This is a genomic window from Escherichia sp. E4385 (assembly GCF_963883145.1).
Taxonomy (GTDB): Bacteria; Pseudomonadota; Gammaproteobacteria; order Enterobacterales; family Enterobacteriaceae; genus Escherichia.
The window spans coordinates 453,756-472,626 of record NZ_CAWOOJ010000002.1 but is presented as its reverse complement, the minus strand read 5'-3'; the positions used below and the strand labels follow the sequence as shown (position 1 = coordinate 472,626).

18 protein-coding genes and 2 tRNA genes are annotated in these 18,871 nt (G+C 52.9%); 19 read left to right on the top strand and 1 reads right to left on the bottom strand.

The window, feature by feature from the left end:
- Positions 1-61 precede the first annotated feature (61 nt).
- From AACS80_RS04630 to AACS80_RS04620, 3 genes are all read left to right on the top strand, one after another.
- Positions 62-137 (top strand) — tRNA-Gly (locus AACS80_RS04630).
- Between the two features lie 35 nt (positions 138-172).
- A tRNA-Gly gene (locus tag AACS80_RS04625) sits at positions 173-248 on the top strand.
- A gap of 233 nt (positions 249-481) precedes the next feature.
- The gene (locus tag AACS80_RS04620; protein WP_100699686.1) at positions 482-535 is read left to right on the top strand and encodes a hypothetical protein; all 54 of its coding nucleotides are present in this window, start codon (positions 482-484) and stop codon (positions 533-535) included.
- Here the strand turns inward: AACS80_RS04620 and queG are convergent.
- A complete protein-coding gene (gene queG, locus AACS80_RS04615; RefSeq protein WP_135410863.1) occupies positions 518-1,657 on the bottom strand; it encodes a tRNA epoxyqueuosine(34) reductase QueG in 1,140 nt (379 codons plus the stop codon). The two genes, AACS80_RS04620 and queG, sit on opposite strands and share 18 nt — an antisense overlap.
- On the opposite strand from queG, the gene nnr reads away from it, so the two are divergent.
- The 16 genes from nnr (at position 1,656) to AACS80_RS04535 (ending at position 18,863) form a co-directional block, all read left to right on the top strand.
- Positions 1,656-3,203: a bifunctional ADP-dependent NAD(P)H-hydrate dehydratase/NAD(P)H-hydrate epimerase gene (gene nnr, locus AACS80_RS04610; protein WP_135410864.1), complete on the top strand. Its 1,548-nt coding sequence runs from the start codon at positions 1,656-1,658 to the stop codon at positions 3,201-3,203. The genes queG and nnr overlap by 2 nt on opposite strands.
- The gene (gene tsaE, locus AACS80_RS04605; protein ID WP_000981977.1) at positions 3,175-3,636 is read left to right on the top strand and encodes a tRNA (adenosine(37)-N6)-threonylcarbamoyltransferase complex ATPase subunit type 1 TsaE; all 462 of its coding nucleotides are present in this window, start codon (positions 3,175-3,177) and stop codon (positions 3,634-3,636) included. Before nnr ends, tsaE begins: the two co-directional genes overlap by 29 nt.
- Before the next feature lie 18 nt (positions 3,637-3,654).
- Positions 3,655-4,992 carry an N-acetylmuramoyl-L-alanine amidase AmiB gene (amiB, locus tag AACS80_RS04600; protein ID WP_138183681.1) on the top strand — a complete coding sequence of 446 codons (1,338 nt, stop codon included), beginning with the start codon at positions 3,655-3,657 and terminating at the stop codon, positions 4,990-4,992.
- 9 nt (positions 4,993-5,001) lie between these two features.
- On the top strand, positions 5,002-6,867 hold the full coding sequence (mutL, locus tag AACS80_RS04595) for a DNA mismatch repair endonuclease MutL (protein ID WP_138183680.1): 1,866 nt from the start codon (positions 5,002-5,004) through the stop codon (positions 6,865-6,867).
- A complete protein-coding gene (gene miaA / locus AACS80_RS04590; protein WP_001280339.1) occupies positions 6,860-7,810 on the top strand; it encodes a tRNA (adenosine(37)-N6)-dimethylallyltransferase MiaA in 951 nt (316 codons plus the stop codon). Before mutL ends, miaA begins: the two co-directional genes overlap by 8 nt.
- 85 nt (positions 7,811-7,895) lie before the next feature.
- Entirely contained in the window at positions 7,896-8,204 is a 309-nt protein-coding gene (gene hfq, locus AACS80_RS04585; RefSeq protein ID WP_001051883.1) for an RNA chaperone Hfq, read from the top strand.
- Positions 8,205-8,280: 76 nt separating this feature from the next.
- The gene (hflX, locus tag AACS80_RS04580) at positions 8,281-9,561 is read left to right on the top strand and encodes a ribosome rescue GTPase HflX (RefSeq protein ID WP_000460360.1); all 1,281 of its coding nucleotides are present in this window, start codon (positions 8,281-8,283) and stop codon (positions 9,559-9,561) included.
- 85 nt (positions 9,562-9,646) lie between these two features.
- Positions 9,647-10,906, top strand: a complete 1,260-nt coding sequence (hflK, locus tag AACS80_RS04575; RefSeq protein WP_130205989.1) for an FtsH protease activity modulator HflK — start codon at positions 9,647-9,649, stop codon at positions 10,904-10,906.
- A 2-nt stretch (positions 10,907-10,908) separates the two neighbouring features.
- The gene (gene hflC / locus AACS80_RS04570; RefSeq protein WP_001232411.1) at positions 10,909-11,913 is read left to right on the top strand and encodes a protease modulator HflC; all 1,005 of its coding nucleotides are present in this window, start codon (positions 10,909-10,911) and stop codon (positions 11,911-11,913) included.
- Between the two features lie 81 nt (positions 11,914-11,994).
- Complete coding sequence (locus AACS80_RS04565; protein ID WP_001089295.1) at positions 11,995-12,192, top strand: DUF2065 domain-containing protein; 198 nt, start codon at positions 11,995-11,997, stop codon at positions 12,190-12,192.
- A gap of 103 nt (positions 12,193-12,295) precedes the next feature.
- Positions 12,296-13,594, top strand: coding sequence for an adenylosuccinate synthase (gene purA / locus AACS80_RS04560; protein WP_000527955.1), 1,299 nt, complete (start codon positions 12,296-12,298; stop codon positions 13,592-13,594).
- Positions 13,595-13,800: 206 nt separating this feature from the next.
- A complete protein-coding gene (gene nsrR / locus AACS80_RS04555; RefSeq protein WP_001177639.1) occupies positions 13,801-14,226 on the top strand; it encodes a nitric oxide-sensing transcriptional repressor NsrR in 426 nt (141 codons plus the stop codon).
- A 38-nt stretch (positions 14,227-14,264) separates the two neighbouring features.
- Positions 14,265-16,706 carry a ribonuclease R gene (gene rnr, locus AACS80_RS04550; RefSeq protein WP_130216725.1) on the top strand — a complete coding sequence of 814 codons (2,442 nt, stop codon included), beginning with the start codon at positions 14,265-14,267 and terminating at the stop codon, positions 16,704-16,706.
- Positions 16,707-16,886: 180 nt separating this feature from the next.
- The gene (gene rlmB / locus AACS80_RS04545) at positions 16,887-17,618 is read left to right on the top strand and encodes a 23S rRNA (guanosine(2251)-2'-O)-methyltransferase RlmB (protein WP_001293282.1); all 732 of its coding nucleotides are present in this window, start codon (positions 16,887-16,889) and stop codon (positions 17,616-17,618) included.
- 126 nt (positions 17,619-17,744) lie between these two features.
- Positions 17,745-18,146: a YjfI family protein gene (locus tag AACS80_RS04540; protein WP_135410865.1), complete on the top strand. Its 402-nt coding sequence runs from the start codon at positions 17,745-17,747 to the stop codon at positions 18,144-18,146.
- 18 nt (positions 18,147-18,164) lie between these two features.
- Positions 18,165-18,863: a PspA/IM30 family protein gene (locus tag AACS80_RS04535; protein WP_130259517.1), complete on the top strand. Its 699-nt coding sequence runs from the start codon at positions 18,165-18,167 to the stop codon at positions 18,861-18,863.
- The last annotated feature ends 8 nt before the right edge of the window (positions 18,864-18,871 follow it).

The window sequence follows — 18,871 nt, the reverse complement described above, 5'->3', positions numbered from 1 at the left end:
GTAAGTGACTAAGGTGAGTGAAGGCAGCCAAGGCAGTAGCAGTTCGAAAGACGAAGATTAAGCGGGAATAGCTCAGTTGGTAGAGCACGACCTTGCCAAGGTCGGGGTCGCGAGTTCGAGTCTCGTTTCCCGCTCCAAAATTTGAAAGTGCTGCAAAGTACAGACCACCCAAGCGGGAATAGCTCAGTTGGTAGAGCACGACCTTGCCAAGGTCGGGGTCGCGAGTTCGAGTCTCGTTTCCCGCTCCAAATTCTTCCCCCAATAAAATATCCACAGCGACGCGATGCGTTATTGCTGGTTTTTGTTGCCTCTGACAAACTCTTGTAAACAGAGTTATCCACAGGTCCGGGCTGTAATCTTAATTTCAGAAAAACTTCGCACGGTGAACAGTAATTTTTTAACTTGTTGATATATAAGTTGAAAATTAAGATTGTATTTTGTCGTATCGATCACTTGACGATGATATTCGTCTTGAATTGCAATGCGTTTTTATTTTTATTCACAAGCTGTGGATGAATCAGGCGTCACGTGGTAGTCCCTTTTCAATTACACGAACCAGACGCTGTTTTTTTGGTAATTGCACTTCGACCACGCACGCATTTCGTCTCTCAATTTGCTGCGCAATCGCCCACGCTATATGCTCATCAAGAAGTGGGTGCTCACCTTTACGACTTTCCAGCGCCGTCAGAATCGCTTCATCCCAGGGCGCATTGCCTAATGCTACGGCGATATTACGCAGCCAACGCAGGTGACCTATACGGCGAATCGCCGATCCTTCCGTGACTTTTAAGAATTTCTCTTCGCTCCATGCAAAAAGCTCAATGAGTTCCGGTGCGTGTAGTGGTTTGCGCGGGCTGAAATCGTCTTCAGTTGTCAGTTGTGAATAGCGATTCCACGGGCAGATAAGCTGACAGTCATCACAGCCGTAAATACGGTTTCCCATTAACGGTCGCAACTCTTCCGGGATAGCCCCTTCCAGCTCAATCGTCAGATAAGAAATACAACGGCGAGCATCGACGGTATATGGCTCGACGATGGCGCCGGTCGGGCAAATCGTCATACAGGCCACGCATTTACCGCATCCTTCCTTGACCGGTTGATCCACGGGCAGAGGAATATCGACCAGCAATTCACCTAAAAAGAAGAACGAACCGGCCTCGCGATTGAGGATAAGTGAGTGCTTACCTGTCCAGCCAAGTCCAGCTTTTTCAGCTAACGGGCGCTCGAGAATAGGCGCAGAATCGACAAACGGTCTAAAATTCAGCGAAACACAATGTTGCTGAATCATCTCGCCCAGCTTTTTGAGTCGGTTGCGCAGAAGCTTGTGATAGTCACGGCCCAGCGCATAACGGCTAACATAGCCGAGTTTGGGATTTTTCAGCGTGCTGGCAAATGCGGCGTTGGCAGGAAGATAATTCATCCGCACGCTGATCACGCGCAGCGTACCGGGCAATAACTCGTGGGGGCGGGCGCGCAGCATACCGTGACGCGCCATCCAGTCCATTTCGCCGTGGTACTGTTTGTCCAGCCATGCTTGCAGTTTGGGCTCGGACTCGCTGAGATCGGTATCAGTAATACCTACCTGCTGAAAACCCAGTTCCAGCCCCCACTGTTTAATTTTTTGCGCTAACTGATTGAGATCGAGGGGCTCTGACATGACGGACCATACAATGAAGAAAAACCCCGTAAGTATACCACACACCGTCTGGCACGCCGACGATATCCGCCGCGGAGAACGTGAGGCGGCAGATGCGCTGGGGCTAACGCTCTATGAGCTGATGCTTCGCGCTGGCGAAGCCGCATTTCAGGTGTGTCGTGCGGCTTATCCTGACGCCCGCCACTGGCTGGTGCTGTGCGGTCACGGCAATAATGGCGGCGATGGCTACGTGGTCGCGCGGCTGGCAAAAGCGGTCGGCATTGAGGTCACGTTGCTGGCTCAGGAAAGTGACAAACCGTTACCGGAAGAGGCCGCGCTGGCACGCGAAGCATGGTTAAACGCGGGAGGCGAGATCCATGCTTCGAATATTGTCTGGCCCGAGTCGGTGGAGTTGATTGTTGATGCGCTGCTCGGCACCGGATTGCAGCAAGCGCCTCGTGAATCTATTAGCCAATTAATCGACCATGCTAATACCCATCCTGCGCCGATTGTGGCGGTTGATATTCCTTCCGGCCTGTTGGCGGAAACCGGCGCCACGCCAGGTGCGGTGATCAACGCCGATCACACCATCACCTTTATTGCGCTGAAACCTGGCTTGCTCACCGGGAAAGCGCGGGATGTTACCGGACAACTGCATTTTGACTCGCTGGGGCTGGATAGCTGGCTGGCAGGTCAGGAGACGAAAATTCAGCGGTTTTCTGCTGAACAACTTTCTCTCTGGCTGAAACCGCGTCGCCCGACTTCGCATAAAGGTGATCTCGGGCGGTTGGTGATTATCGGTGGCGATCACGGTACGGCGGGGGCGATTCGTATGACGGGGGAAGCGGCGCTGCGTGCTGGCGCTGGTTTGGTCAGAGTGCTGACCCGCAGTGAAAACATTGCGCCGCTGCTGACTGCACGACCGGAATTGATGGTGTATGAACTGACTATGGACTCTCTTACAGACAGCCTGGAATGGGCCGATGTGGTGGTGATTGGCCCAGGTTTGGGCCAGCAAGAATGGGGAAAAAAAGCCCTGCAAAAAGTTGAGAATTTTCGTAAACCGATGTTGTGGGATGCCGATGCATTGAACCTGCTGGCAATCAATCCCGATAAGCGTCACAATCGCGTGATCACGCCGCATCCTGGCGAGGCTGCGCGGTTGTTGGGCTGTTCCGTCGCTGAAATTGAAAGTGACCGCTTACATTACGCACAACGTCTGGTACAACGTTATGGCGGCGTAGCGGTGCTGAAAGGTGCCGGAACCGTGGTCGCCGCACATCCTGACGCTTTAGGTATTATTGACGCCGGAAATGCAGGCATGGCGAGCGGCGGCATGGGCGATGTGCTCTCTGGTATTATTGGCGCATTGCTTGGGCAAAAATTATCGCCGTATGATGCAGCGTGCGCGGGCTGTGTCGCACACGGTGCGGCAGCTGACGTACTGGCAGCGCGTTTTGGTACGCGCGGGATGCTGGCAACCGATCTCTTTTCCACGCTACAGCGTATTGTTAACCCGGAAGTGACTGATAAAAACCATGATGAATCGAGTAATTCCGCTCCCTGATGAGCAGGCAACATTAGACCTGGGCGAGCGGGTAGCGAAAGCCTGCGATGGCGCAACCGTAATCTATCTGTATGGCGATTTAGGCGCAGGTAAAACCACCTTCAGCCGGGGCTTTTTACAAGCTCTGGGTCATCAGGGTAATGTCAAAAGCCCCACTTATACGCTGGTCGAACCCTATACGCTCGACAATTTAATGGTTTATCACTTTGATTTGTACCGCCTTGCCGATCCCGAGGAGCTGGAGTTTATGGGGATCCGCGACTATTTTGCCAACGATGCCATCTGCCTGGTGGAGTGGCCACAACAAGGTACAGGTGTTCTTCCTGACCCGGATGTCGAAATACACATTGATTATCAGGCACAAGGCCGTGAGGCGCGCGTGAGTGCGGTTTCCTCTGCGGGTGAATTGTTGCTGGCGCGTTTAGCCGGTTAACCTTTAAAAGGTGGCGGGATGATGTATCGCATCAGAAATTGGTTGGTGGCGGCGTTGGTGCTGCTGTGCGCGCAGGCTGGCGCCGCGACGCTCTCTGATATTCAGGTTTCTAACGGTAATCAACAGGCGCGGATAACGTTAAGTTTTAATGGCGATCCTGATTATGCGTTTAGCCATCAAAGCAAACGCACCGTGGCGCTCGATATCAAACAAACGGGCGTGATTCAGGGGCTGCCGTTGTTGTTCAGCGGTAATAATCTGGTGAAGGCGATTCGCTCTGGAACGCCTAAAGATGCACAAACGTTGCGGCTGGTGGTCGATCTTACCGAAAACGGTAAAACCGAAGCGGTGAAGCGGCAGAATGGCAGCAATTACACCGTTGTCTTTACGATTAATGCCGATGCGCCGCCACCGCCCCCTCCAACGCCTGTGGTTGCTAAACGCGTTGAGGCTCCGCCAGTAGTTGTCCCGCGTGTCAGCGAACCGGCGCGCAATCCGTTTAAAACAGAAAGCAACCGTACCACGGGTGTTATCAGCAGCAATACGGTAACGCGTCCGGCAGCGCGCGCGACGGCTAACACTGGCGATAAAATTGTCATCGCTATTGATGCTGGACACGGCGGTCAGGACCCTGGCGCTATCGGCCCTGGTGGTACGCGGGAGAAAAATGTCACCATCGCCATTGCGCGTAAATTACGTACCTTGCTCAATAACGATCCGATGTTTAAGGGCGTTTTAACCCGTGACGGGGATTACTTTATCTCGGTGATGGGGCGCAGTGATGTGGCACGTAAGCAAAACGCCAATTTCCTTGTGTCGATTCATGCCGATGCCGCACCAAACCGTAGTGCCACCGGAGCCTCCGTATGGGTGCTCTCTAACCGTCGCGCCAACAGCGAAATGGCAAGCTGGCTGGAACAGCATGAGAAGCAGTCGGAGCTGCTGGGCGGGGCGGGCGATGTGCTGGCGAACAGTCAGGCCGACCCGTACCTAAGCCAGGCGGTGCTGGATTTACAATTCGGTCATTCCCAGCGGGTAGGGTATGATGTGGCGACCAATATGATCAGTCAGTTGCAACGCATTGGCGAAATTCATAAACGCCGACCAGAACACGCCAGTCTCGGCGTTCTGCGTTCGCCGGATATCCCGTCAGTACTGGTCGAAACTGGTTTTATCAGCAATAACAGCGAAGAACGTTTGCTGGCGAGCGACGATTACCAACAACAACTGGCAGAAGCCATTTACAACGGCCTGCGCAATTATTTCCTTGCGCATCCGATGCAATCTGCGCCGCAGGGGGCAACGGCACAAACTGCCAGTACGGTGACGACGCCAGATCGTACGCTGCCAAACTAAGGACGATTGATGCCAATTCAGGTCTTACCGCCACAACTGGCGAACCAGATTGCCGCAGGTGAGGTGGTCGAGCGACCTGCGTCGGTAGTCAAAGAACTGGTGGAAAACAGCCTCGATGCAGGTGCGACGCGTATCGATATTGATATCGAACGCGGTGGGGCGAAACTTATCCGCATTCGTGATAACGGCTGCGGTATCAAAAAAGATGAGCTGGCGCTGGCGCTGGCTCGTCATGCCACCAGTAAAATTTCCTCTCTTGACGATCTCGAAGCCATTATCAGCCTGGGCTTTCGCGGTGAGGCGCTGGCGAGTATCAGTTCGGTTTCCCGCCTGACGCTCACTTCACGCACCGCAGAACAGCAGGAAGCCTGGCAGGCCTATGCCGAAGGGCGCGATATGGACGTGACGGTTAAACCGGCGGCGCATCCGGTGGGAACGACGCTGGAGGTGCTGGATCTGTTCTACAACACCCCGGCGCGGCGCAAATTCTTGCGCACCGAGAAAACCGAATTTAACCATATCGATGAAATCATCCGCCGCATTGCGCTGGCGCGTTTCGACGTCACTATCAACCTGTCGCATAACGGAAAAATCGTACGTCAGTACCGCGCAGTGCCGGAAGGCGGGCAAAAAGAGCGGCGCTTAGGCGCGATTTGCGGCACCGCTTTTCTCGAACATGCGCTGGCGATCGAATGGCAACACGGCGATCTCACGCTGCGTGGCTGGGTGGCTGATCCGAATCACATCACGCCCGCACTGGCAGAAATTCAGTATTGCTACGTAAATGGGCGCATGATGCGCGATCGCCTGATTAATCACGCGATCCGCCAGGCCTGCGAAGACAAACTGGGGGCCGATCAGCAACCGGCATTTGTGCTATATCTGGAGATCGACCCGCATCAGGTGGACGTCAACGTGCACCCCGCCAAACACGAAGTGCGTTTCCATCAGTCGCGTCTGGTGCATGACTTTATCTATCAGGGCGTGCTGAGCGTGCTGCAACAGCAGCTGGAAACGCCTTTGCCGTTGGAAGATAACGCCCAGTCAGCACCGCGCCATATACCCGAAAACCGCGTGGCAGCAGGGCGTAATCACTTTGCTGAACCGGCAGTTCGTGAGCCAGTGGCTCCGCGTTACTCTCCGTCTTCATCTCCTGCGCCTGCTGCAAGTAGCGGTAGCCGTCAGGCCGCCCCGTGGCCGAACGCGCAACCGGGCTACCAGAAACAGCAAGGCGATGTGTATCGCCAGCTTTTGCAAACGCCTGCAGCGATGCACAAACCAAAAGTGCAAGAATCGCAGGAACTTACGCTGGCTGCGAATGGTCAAAGCTTTGGTCGGGTGTTGACTATCGTCCATTCGGACTGTGCGCTACTAGAACGTGACGGCAATATTTCACTTTTAGCCCTGCCGGTGGCGGAGCGCTGGTTACGTCAGGCGCAGTTAACGCCGGGAGATGCGCCGGTCTGCGCTCAGCCGCTGCTTATTCCGCTGCGGCTAAAAGTCTCTGGTGAAGAAAGAGCGGCCTTAGAAAAAGCGCAGTCTGCACTGGCGGAATTGGGTATTGAATTTCAGTCCGATGCGCAGCATGTGACCATCAGGGCCGTGCCTTTACCCTTACGCCAACAAAATTTACAAATCTTGATTCCTGAACTGATAGGCTACCTGGCGAAGCAGTCCGTATTCGAACCTGGCAATATTGCACAGTGGATTGCACGAAATCTGATGAGCGAACATGCGCAGTGGTCAATGGCACAGGCCATTACCCTGCTGACGGACGTAGAACGGTTATGTCCGCAGCTTGTGAAAACGCCGCCGGGTGGTCTGTTACAATCTGTTGATTTACATCCGGCGATAAAAGCCCTGAAAGATGAGTGATATCAGTAAGGCGAGCCTGCCTAAGGCGATTTTTTTGATGGGGCCGACGGCCTCCGGTAAAACGGCGTTAGCTATTGAGCTGCGTAAAATTTTACCAGTAGAGTTGATAAGCGTTGATTCTGCCCTTATTTACAAAGGGATGGATATCGGGACGGCGAAGCCGAACGCTGAAGAATTACTCGCCGCGCCGCACCGATTGCTGGATATTCGCGATCCGTCGCAGGCTTACTCGGCCGCTGATTTTCGCCGCGATGCGCTGGCGGAAATGGCCGATATCACGGCGGCGGGGCGGATCCCACTGTTAGTGGGCGGTACGATGTTGTATTTCAAGGCGTTGCTGGAAGGGTTGTCGCCACTACCGTCGGCGGACCCGGAAGTACGGGCCAGAATTGAGCAACAGGCGGCAGAGCAAGGTTGGGAGTCATTGCATCGTCAACTTCAGGAGATCGATCCGGTTGCGGCAGCAAGGATTCATCCAAATGATCCACAAAGGCTTTCCCGAGCACTGGAAGTTTTTTTCATTTCGGGTAAAACTTTAACGGAACTGACGCAAACGTCAGGAGACGCTCTACCGTATCAGGTGCATCAGTTCGCCATCGCCCCGGCGAGCCGTGAACTGCTCCATCAACGAATTGAGCAGCGTTTTCATCAGATGTTGGCTTCAGGTTTTGAAGCAGAAGTCCGGGCGCTTTTTGCCCGAGGAGATTTGCATACGGATTTGCCTTCCATTCGTTGCGTGGGTTATCGCCAGATGTGGTCTTACCTTGAAGGCGAAATCTCATACGATGAAATGGTTTATCGAGGTGTTTGCGCCACGAGACAGTTGGCGAAGCGGCAGATAACCTGGCTGCGTGGTTGGGAAGGAGTTCACTGGCTTGACAGTGAAAAACCAGAACAGGCGCGTGACGAAGTATTACAGGTTGTTGGTGCTATCGCAGGCTGAATGTGTACAATTGAGACGTATCGTGCGCAATTTTTTCAGAATCGAAAGGTTCAAAGTACAAATAAGCATATAAGGAAAAGAGAGAATGGCTAAGGGGCAATCTTTACAAGATCCGTTCCTGAACGCACTGCGTCGGGAACGTGTTCCAGTTTCTATTTATTTGGTGAATGGTATTAAGCTGCAAGGACAAATCGAGTCTTTTGATCAGTTCGTGATCCTGTTGAAAAACACGGTCAGCCAGATGGTTTATAAGCACGCGATTTCTACTGTTGTCCCGTCTCGCCCGGTTTCTCATCACAGTAACAACGCCGGTGGCGGTACCAGCAGTAACTACCATCATGGTAGCAGCGCGCAGAATACTTCCGCGCAACAGGACAGCGAAGAAACCGAATAAGGTTTCGGGCTGTTTTTTTTACACGGGGAGCCAGCGATCCTGCGTTCCCCGCTGATCTATTTAGAGGGTTATACGCTTGTTTGACCGTTATGATGCTGGTGAGCAGGCGGTACTGGTACACATCTATTTTACGCAAGACAAAGATATGGAAGACCTCCAGGAGTTTGAATCTCTGGTTTCTTCCGCCGGTGTCGAAGCATTGCAGGTGATTACCGGTAGCCGTAAAGCGCCGCACCCAAAGTATTTTGTAGGTGAAGGTAAAGCAGTTGAAATTGCGGAAGCCGTAAAAGCGACGGGAGCTTCGGTCGTTCTTTTTGACCATGCCCTGAGCCCGGCGCAGGAGCGTAACCTGGAGCGTTTGTGCGAGTGTCGTGTTATCGACCGCACCGGCCTTATTTTAGATATTTTCGCCCAACGTGCGCGTACCCATGAGGGTAAGTTGCAGGTTGAGCTGGCGCAGCTGCGCCATCTGGCTACGCGCCTGGTGCGTGGCTGGACCCACCTTGAAAGACAGAAAGGCGGGATCGGTTTGCGGGGGCCGGGTGAAACCCAGCTCGAAACCGACCGTCGTTTGTTGCGTAATCGCATCGTACAGATACAGTCGCGCCTGGAAAGAGTTGAAAAGCAGCGTGAGCAGGGGCGGCAATCACGTATCAAAGCCGACGTCCCTACTGTTTCGCTGGTGGGATATACCAACGCCGGTAAATCTACCCTTTTCAATCGCATCACCGAAGCGCGGGTCTACGCGGCAGACCAGTTGTTTGCCACCCTCGACCCGACGTTGCGGCGTATTGACGTCGCAGATGTCGGTGAAACCGTGCTGGCAGATACCGTAGGGTTTATTCGCCACCTGCCGCACGATCTGGTGGCGGCATTTAAAGCCACGTTACAAGAGACGCGGCAAGCCACATTGCTGCTGCACGTCATTGATGCGGCAGATGTGCGTGTACAAGAAAACATCGAAGCGGTGAATACGGTTCTTGAAGAGATCGATGCTCACGAGATCCCAACTCTGCTGGTGATGAACAAGATCGATATGCTGGAAGATTTCGAACCGCGTATTGATCGGGACGAAGAGAACAAACCGATCCGTGTCTGGCTTTCCGCACAGACCGGAGCGGGGATACCACAGCTTTTTCAGGCTTTGACGGAGCGGCTTTCCGGCGAGGTGGCGCAGCATACATTGCGTTTGCCGCCGCAGGAAGGGCGTCTGAGAAGTCGTTTTTATCAGCTTCAGGCAATAGAAAAAGAGTGGATGGAGGAGGACGGCAGCGTAAGTCTGCAAGTTCGTATGCCGATCGTTGACTGGCGTCGCCTCTGTAAACAAGAACCGGCGTTGATCGATTACCTGATCTAACGGCGTAGCGTCTGAAGCGTGGAGTCATATCCTCTGGCGTCGAAAGACAACAGGGATCACCGCATAACAAATATGGAGCACAAACATGGCGTGGAATCAGCCCGGTAATAACGGACAAGACCGCGACCCGTGGGGAAGCAGCAAACCTGGCGGCAACTCTGAGGGAAATGGAAACAAAGGCGGTCGCGATCAAGGGCCACCTGATTTAGATGATATCTTCCGCAAACTGAGCAAAAAGCTCGGTGGTCTGGGCGGCGGTAAAGGCACTGGTTCTGGCGGTGGCAGTTCATCGCAAGGCCCGCGCCCGCAGCTTGGCGGTCGTGTCGTTACCATCGCAGCGGCAGCGATTGTCATTATCTGGGCGGCCAGTGGTTTCTACACCATTAAAGAAGCCGAACGCGGCGTGGTAACACGCTTTGGCAAATTCAGCCATCTGGTTGAGCCGGGTCTGAACTGGAAACCGACGTTTATCGACGAAGTCAAACCGGTGAACGTGGAAGCCGTGCGTGAATTGGCCGCTTCCGGTGTGATGCTGACGTCCGATGAAAACGTAGTGCGCGTTGAGATGAACGTGCAGTACCGCGTTACCAATCCGGAAAAATATCTGTATAGCGTGACCAGCCCGGATGACAGCCTGCGTCAGGCTACCGACAGCGCCCTGCGTGGGGTTATCGGTAAATACACCATGGACCGCATTCTGACGGAAGGTCGTACCGTGATTCGTAGCGATACTCAGCGCGAACTGGAAGAGACGATTCGTCCGTATGACATGGGTATCACTCTGCTGGACGTCAACTTCCAGGCAGCTCGTCCGCCGGAAGAAGTAAAAGCGGCGTTTGACGATGCGATTGCCGCGCGTGAAAACGAACAGCAATACATTCGTGAAGCAGAAGCGTATACCAACGAAGTTCAGCCGCGTGCGAACGGTCAGGCGCAACGTATCCTCGAAGAGGCGCGTGCGTACAAGGCCCAGACCATCCTGGAAGCTCAGGGTGAAGTGGCGCGCTTTGCTAAACTTCTGCCGGAATATAAAGCTGCGCCGGAAATTACTCGCGAGCGTCTGTATATCGAGACGATGGAAAAAGTGTTGGGCAACACCCGCAAAGTGCTGGTTAACGATAAAGGTGGCAACCTGATGGTTCTGCCGTTAGACCAGATGCTGAAAGGTGGTAACGCGCCTGCGGCGAAGAGCGATAACGGTGCCAGCAATCTGCTGCGTCTGCCGCCAGCCTCTTCCTCCACAACCAGTGGAGTAAGCAACACGTCGTCCACCAGTCAGGGCGATATTATGGACCAACGCCGCGCCAACGCGCAGCGTAACGACTACCAGCGTCAGGGGGAATAACGATGCGTAAGTCAGTTATCGCGATTATCATCATCGTGCTGGTAGTGCTTTACATGTCTGTCTTTGTCGTCAAAGAAGGTGAGCGCGGTATTACGCTGCGTTTTGGTAAGGTACTGCGTGACGATGACAACAAACCTCTGGTTTATGAGCCGGGTCTGCATTTCAAGATACCGTTCATTGAAACGGTGAAAATGCTCGACGCGCGTATTCAGACCATGGACAACCAGGCAGACCGCTTTGTGACCAAAGAGAAGAAAGACCTGATCGTCGACTCTTACATCAAATGGCGCATCAGCGATTTCAGCCGTTACTACCTGGCAACGGGCGGTGGCGACATTTCGCAAGCGGAAGTGCTGTTGAAACGTAAGTTCTCGGACCGTCTGCGTTCTGAAATTGGTCGCCTGGACGTGAAAGACATCGTCACCGATTCCCGTGGTCGTCTAACCCTGGAAGTGCGTGACGCGCTGAACTCTGGTTCTGCGGGTACAGAAGATGAAGTTACTACCCCGGCAGCAGATAACGCCATTGCCGAAGCGGCAGAGCGCGTAACGGCTGAGACGAAGGGCAAAGTTCCGGTCATCAACCCGAACAGTATGGCGGCGCTGGGTATTGAAGTTGTCGATGTGCGTATCAAGCAGATCAACCTGCCGACCGAAGTGTCTGAAGCGATCTACAACCGTATGCGCGCCGAGCGTGAAGCGGTAGCGCGTCGTCATCGTTCACAAGGTCAGGAAGAAGCAGAAAAACTGCGTGCGACTGCCGACTATGAAGTGACCAGAACGCTGGCAGAAGCTGAGCGTCAGGGCCGTATCATGCGCGGTGAAGGTGATGCCGAAGCTGCCAAGCTGTTTGCAGACGCATTCAGCAAGGATCCGGACTTCTACGCATTCATCCGTAGCCTGCGTGCTTATGAGAACAGCTTCTCTGGCAATCAGGACGTGATGGTCATGAGCCCGGACAGCGATTTCTTCCGCTACATGAAGACGCCGAGTTCCGCGACGCGTTAAGATAACGACCGCGGTACAGGTCAATAAAGCCACCGCATCCTCAGGGATGTCGGTGGTTTTCTTTTTCTATAAGGATAATGAATGAATTCGACAATCTGGCTGGCGCTTGCCCTGGTTTTAGTCTTGGAAGGTTTAGGGCCGATGCTTTACCCGAAGGCATGGAAGAAGATGATCTCCGCAATGACTAATTTACCCGATAATATTTTACGTCGTTTTGGCGGTGGACTTGTGGTTGCGGGCGTTGTGGTCTACTACATGTTGAGGAAAACGATTGGCTGAGCAAAAAATAGGCTGACTAAGGTCATTTTTGGATGCAAAAAGTGCTGTAACTCTGAAAAAGCGATGGTAGAATCCATTTTTAAGCAAACGGTGATTTTGAAAAATGGGTAACAACGTCGTCGTACTGGGCACCCAATGGGGTGACGAAGGTAAAGGTAAGATCGTCGATCTTCTGACTGAACGGGCTAAATATGTTGTACGCTACCAGGGCGGTCACAACGCAGGCCATACTCTCGTAATCAACGGTGAAAAAACCGTTCTCCATCTTATTCCATCAGGTATTCTCCGCGAGAATGTAACCAGCATCATCGGTAACGGTGTTGTGCTGTCTCCGGCCGCGCTGATGAAAGAGATGAAAGAACTGGAAGACCGTGGCATCCCCGTTCGTGAGCGTCTACTGCTGTCTGAAGCATGTCCGCTGATCCTTGATTATCACGTTGCGCTGGATAACGCGCGTGAGAAAGCACGTGGCGCGAAAGCGATCGGCACCACCGGTCGTGGTATCGGGCCTGCTTATGAAGATAAAGTGGCTCGTCGTGGTCTGCGTGTTGGCGACCTTTTCGACAAAGAAACCTTCGCTGAAAAACTGAAAGAAGTGATGGAATATCACAACTTCCAGTTGGTTAACTACTACAAAGCTGAAGCGGTTGATTACCAGAAGGTTCTGGATGATACGATGGCAGTTGCCGACATCCTGACTTCTATGGTGGTTGACGTTTCTGACCTGCTCGACCAGGCGCGTCAGCGTGGCGATTTCGTCATGTTCGAAGGTGCGCAGGGTACGCTGCTGGATATCGACCACGGTACTTATCCGTACGTAACTTCTTCCAACACCACTGCTGGTGGCGTGGCGACCGGTTCCGGCCTGGGCCCGCGTTATGTTGATTACGTTCTGGGTATCCTCAAAGCTTACTCCACTCGTGTAGGTGCAGGTCCGTTCCCGACCGAACTGTTTGATGAAACTGGCGAGTTCCTCTGCAAGCAGGGTAACGAATTCGGCGCAACTACAGGTCGTCGTCGTCGTACCGGCTGGCTGGATACCGTTGCCGTTCGTCGTGCGGTGCAACTGAACTCTCTGTCTGGCTTCTGCCTGACCAAACTGGACGTTCTGGATGGCCTGAAAGAGGTGAAACTCTGCGTGGCTTACCGTATGCCGGATGGTCGCGAAGTGACTACCACTCCGCTGGCAGCTGACGACTGGAAAGGTGTTGAGCCGATTTACGAAACCATGCCAGGCTGGTCTGAATCCACCTTCGGCGTGAAAGATCGTAGCGGCCTGCCGCAGGCGGCGCTGAACTACATCAAGCGCATTGAAGAGCTGACCGGCGTACCGATAGATATCATCTCTACCGGCCCGGATCGTACTGAAACCATGATTCTGCGCGACCCGTTCGACGCGTAATTCTGGGACGCCCGGCAGATATTTTGCCTGCTGGGCTAACAGTGTGATACATTGCTGTGTCGGGTAAGCCATTACGCTATCCGACACAGTGTTAAATCCTCGCTTTTTTCCTTCCCCAAACTGAAATAAATTAGCGACACAGCTTGTGGCTGGTTTATCATCAATATAAATGTATTTTTTCCCGATTTCCCTTTTTTGAGGTTGATGTGCAGTTAACGAGTTTCACTGATTACGGATTACGTGCGCTGATCTACATGGCATCATTGCCAGAAGGGCGGATGACCAGTATTTCTGAAGTGACTGACGTCTACGGCGTCTCCCGTAATCATATGGTCAAAATAATCAATCAACTTAGTCGTGCCGGCTACGTGACTGCTGTTCGTGGAAAAAATGGCGGCATTCGCCTGGGTAAACCGGCGAGTGCGATACGTATTGGTGATGTGGTGCGCGAGCTGGAACCTTTATCGCTGGTGAATTGCAGTAGTGAGTTTTGCCACATTACACCTGCCTGTCGGTTGAAACAGGCACTTTCTAAGGCCGTGCAAAGTTTTCTTACGGAACTGGATAACTACACGCTTGCCGATTTGGTTGAAGAGAATCAACCGCTTTATAAATTATTGCTGGTGGAGTGACGAAAATCTTCATCAGAGATGACAACGGAGGAACCGAGATGTCACAAGATCCTTTCCAGGAACGCGAAGCTGAAAAATACGCGAATCCCATCCCTAGTCGGGAATTTATCCTCGAACATTTAACCAAACGTGAAAAACCGGCCAGCCGTGATGAGCTGGCGGTAGAACTGCACATTGAAGGCGAAGAGCAGCTTGAAGGCCTGCGTCGCCGCCTGCGCGCGATGGAGCGCGATGGTCAACTGGTCTTCACTCGCCGTCAGTGCTATGCGCTGCCGGAACGCCTCGACCTGGTGAAAGGTACCGTTATTGGCCACCGTGATGGCTACGGCTTTCTGCGGGTTGAAGGACGTAAAGATGATTTGTATCTCTCTAGCGAGCAGATGAAAACCTGCATTCATGGCGATCAGGTGCTGGCGCAGCCGCTGGGCGCTGACCGTAAAGGTCGTCGTGAAGCGCGTATTGTTCGCGTACTGGTGCCAAAAACCAGCCAGATTGTTGGTCGCTACTTTACCGAAGCGGGCGTCGGCTTTGTGGTTCCTGACGACAGCCGTCTGAGCTTCGATATTTTAATCCCGCCCGATCAGATCATGGGCGCGCGGATGGGCTTTGTGGTGGTTGTTGAACTGACCCAACGCCCGACTCGCCGTACCAAAGCGGTGGGTAAAATCGTCGAAGTGCTGGGCGACAATATGGGCACCGGCATGGCGGTTGATATCGCTCTGCGTACCCATGAAATTCCGTACATCTGGCCGCAGGCTGTTGAGCAACAGGTTGCCGGGCTGAAAGAAGAAGTGCCGGAAGAAGCAAAAGCAGGTCGTGTCGATCTGCGCGATTTACCGCTGGTCACCATTGATGGCGAAGACGCCCGTGACTTTGACGATGCAGTTTACTGCGAGAAAAAACGCGGCGGCGGTTGGCGTTTATGGGTCGCGATTGCCGACGTCAGCTACTATGTGCGTCCGCCAACACCGCTGGACAGCGAAGCGCGTAACCGTGGTACGTCGGTGTATTTCCCTTCGCAGGTTATCCCTATGCTGCCGGAAGTGCTCTCTAACGGCCTGTGCTCGCTCAACCCGCAGGTAGACCGCCTGTGTATGGTGTGCGAGATGACAATTTCGTCGAAAGGCCGCCTGACTGGCTACAAATTCTATGAAGCGGTGATGAGCTCTCACGCGCGTCTGACCTACACCAAAGTCTGGCATATTCTGCAGGGCGATCAGGATCTGCGCGAGCAGTACGCCCCGCTGGTTAAGCATCTCGAAGAGTTGCATAACCTCTATAAAGTGCTGGATAAAGCCCGTGAAGAACGCGGTGGGATCTCGTTTGAGAGCGAAGAAGCGAAGTTTATTTTCAACGCTGAACGCCGTATTGAGCGTATCGAACAGACCCAGCGTAACGACGCACACAAGTTAATTGAAGAGTGTATGATTCTGGCGAATATCTCGGCGGCGCGTTTCGTTGAGAAAGCCAAAGAACCGGCACTGTTCCGTATTCACGACAAGCCGAGCACCGAGGCTATTACCTCTTTCCGTTCAGTGCTGGCGGAGCTGGGGCTGGAACTGCCGGGCGGCAACAAGCCGGAACCGCGTGACTACGCGGAGCTGCTGGAGTCGGTTGCCGATCGTCCTGATGCAGAAATGCTGCAAACCATGCTGCTGCGCTCGATGAAACAGGCGATTTACGATCCGGAAAACCGTGGTCACTTCGGTCTGGCATTGCAGTCCTATGCGCACTTTACTTCGCCGATTCGTCGTTATCCTGACCTGACGCTGCACCGCGCCATTAAGTATCTGCTGGCGAAAGAGCAGGGGCATCAGGGCAACACCACTGAAACCGGCGGCTACCATTATTCGATGGAAGAGATGTTGCAACTGGGTCAGCACTGTTCCATGGCGGAACGTCGTGCCGACGAAGCAACGCGCGATGTGGCTGACTGGCTGAAGTGTGACTTCATGCTCGACCAGGTGGGCAACGTCTTTAAAGGCGTTATTGCCAGCGTCACTGGTTTTGGCTTCTTTGTTCGTCTCGACGACCTGTTCATTGATGGTCTGGTCCACGTCTCTTCGCTGGACAATGACTACTATCGCTTTGACCAGGTAGGGCAACGCCTGATGGGCGAATCCAGCGGCCAGACTTATCGCCTGGGCGATCGCGTGGAAGTTCGCGTCGAAGCGGTTAATATGGACGAGCGCAAAATCGACTTTAGCCTGATCTCCAGCGAACGCGCACCGCGCAACGTCGGTAAAACGGCGCGCGAGAAAGCGAAAAAAGGCGATGCAGGCAAAAAAGGCGGCAAGCGTCGTCAGGTCGGTAAAAAGGTAAACTTTGAGCCAGACAGTGCCTTCCGTGGCGAGAAAAAACCGAAGCCGAAAGCGGCGAAGAAAGACGCGAGAAAAGCGAAAAAGCCATCGGCTAAAACGCAGAAAATAGCCGCAGCGACCAAAGCGAAGCGTGCGGCGAAGAAAAAAGTGGCAGAGTGATCATTACCCTCTTCAAACAGAAGAGGGTTAGATTGCTGACAAAATGCGCTTTGTTCATGCCGGATGCGGTGTGAACGCCTTATCCGGCCTACATAATCACGCAAATTCAATATATTGCAGGGACCATGTAGGCCTGATAAACGTAGTGCATCAGGCAAAACGTAAACAACGAGTACATTAATGAGCGAAATGATTTACGGCATCCACGCAGTGCAGGCCCTGCTGGAGCGCGCCCCTGAACGTTTTCAGGAAGTCTTTATTTTAAAAGGCCGTGAAGATAAACGTCTGTTACCGCTGATTCACGCCCTTGAATCCCAGGGCGTGGTTATCCAGTTGGCAAACCGCCAATATCTCGATGAGAAAAGCGACGGTGCCGTGCATCAGGGCATTATCGCCCGTGTGAAACCAGGACGGCAGTATCAGGAAAACGATCTGCCGGATCTGATCGCTTCGCTCGATCAACCGTTTCTGCTGATCCTCGACGGTGTAACCGATCCGCACAACCTCGGCGCGTGCCTGCGTAGCGCGGACGCCGCTGGCGTTCATGCGGTGATTGTGCCGAAAGATCGCTCCGCACAGCTCAACGCCACGGCGAAAAAAGTAGCCTGCGGCGCGGCAGAAAGCGTTCCGCTGATTCGGGTGACTAACCTTGCGCGCACCATGCGTATGTTGCAGGAAGAGAACATCTGGATCGTCGGTACGGCAGGCGAGGCGGATCATACGCTCTATCAGAGCAAAATGACCGGACGACTGGCGCTGGTGATGGGCGCGGAAGGTGAAGGTATGCGTCGTCTGACCCGTGAACATTGCGATGAGTTGATCAGCATCCCAATGGCAGGAAGTGTTTCTTCGCTGAACGTTTCGGTTGCGACCGGAATTTGCTTATTTGAAGCGGTTCGCCAGCGCAGCTAATCCCTCTGATTTAAGAAAAACCATCCAGATTTGGATGGTTTTTTTTTATCTATAGCTGGTAAGATAATTACGCTCTATAAATATTCACCTTATTAATAATTAAATTTAATATATATGGAATAATATATGACATGGAATCCGTTGGCGCTGGCGACAGCGTTACAAGCTGTACCTAAACAAAATATTGATGTAACAAATAGTGAAAATGCATTAATTATTAAAATGAATGATTACGGCGATTTGCAAATCAATGTTCTTTTTACTTCTCGCCAGATGATTATCGAAACATTTATTTGTCCGGTAAGCTATATCAATAATCCAAATGAATTTAATACATTCCTTTTAAGAAATCAGAAAATTATGCCGCTGTCATCGGTGGGGATCTCCAGCGTGCAACAGGAAGAGTATTACATTGTTTTCGGGGCATTATCGCTTAAATCTTCTCTTGAAGATATCCTGCTTGAAATAACCTCGCTGGTAGATAATGCATTGGATCTGGCTGAAATTACAGAAGAATATTCACACTAATTACAAGGACGGGTATTTATGGGAATTTTAAAAAGTTTATTTACGCTGGGGAAATCGTTTATCTCCCAGGCGGAAGAATCCATTGAAGAAACCCAGGGCGTGCGCATGCTGGAACAACATATTCGGGACGCCAAAGCTGAACTGGATAAAGCCGGAAAATCTCGCGTCGATCTGCTGGCGCGGGTGAAATTAAGTAACGATAAGCTGAAAGATTTACGCGAGCGTAAAACCAGTCTGGAAGCCCGTGCGCTGGAAGCATTAAGCAAGAACGTTAACCCATCGTTAATTAACGAAGTCGCCGAAGAAATTGCGCGCCTTGAGAATCTTATTACCGCTGAAGAACAGGTGTTGTCGAATCTGGAAGTCTCCCGCGATGGTGTGGAAAAAGCCGTTACGGCAACGGCACAGCGTATTTCCCAGTTTGAGCAACAAATGGAAGTCGTTAAAGCTACTGAAGCCATGCAGCGTGCGCAGCAGGCCGTAACGACCTCGACTGTTGGTGCCTCTTCCAGCGTTTCGACAGCTGCAGAGTCATTAAAACGCCTGCAAACGCGTCAGGCTGAGCGCCAGGCCCGGCTGGATGCCGCCGCGCAGCTGGAAAAAGTGGCAGACGGTCGCGATCTCGACGAAAAACTGGCGGAAGTGGGGATTGGTGGTGTTAACAAAAGCAATGCCCAGGATGTGCTGGCAAGGCTGCAACGCCAACAGGGTGAGTAATTTTTTGC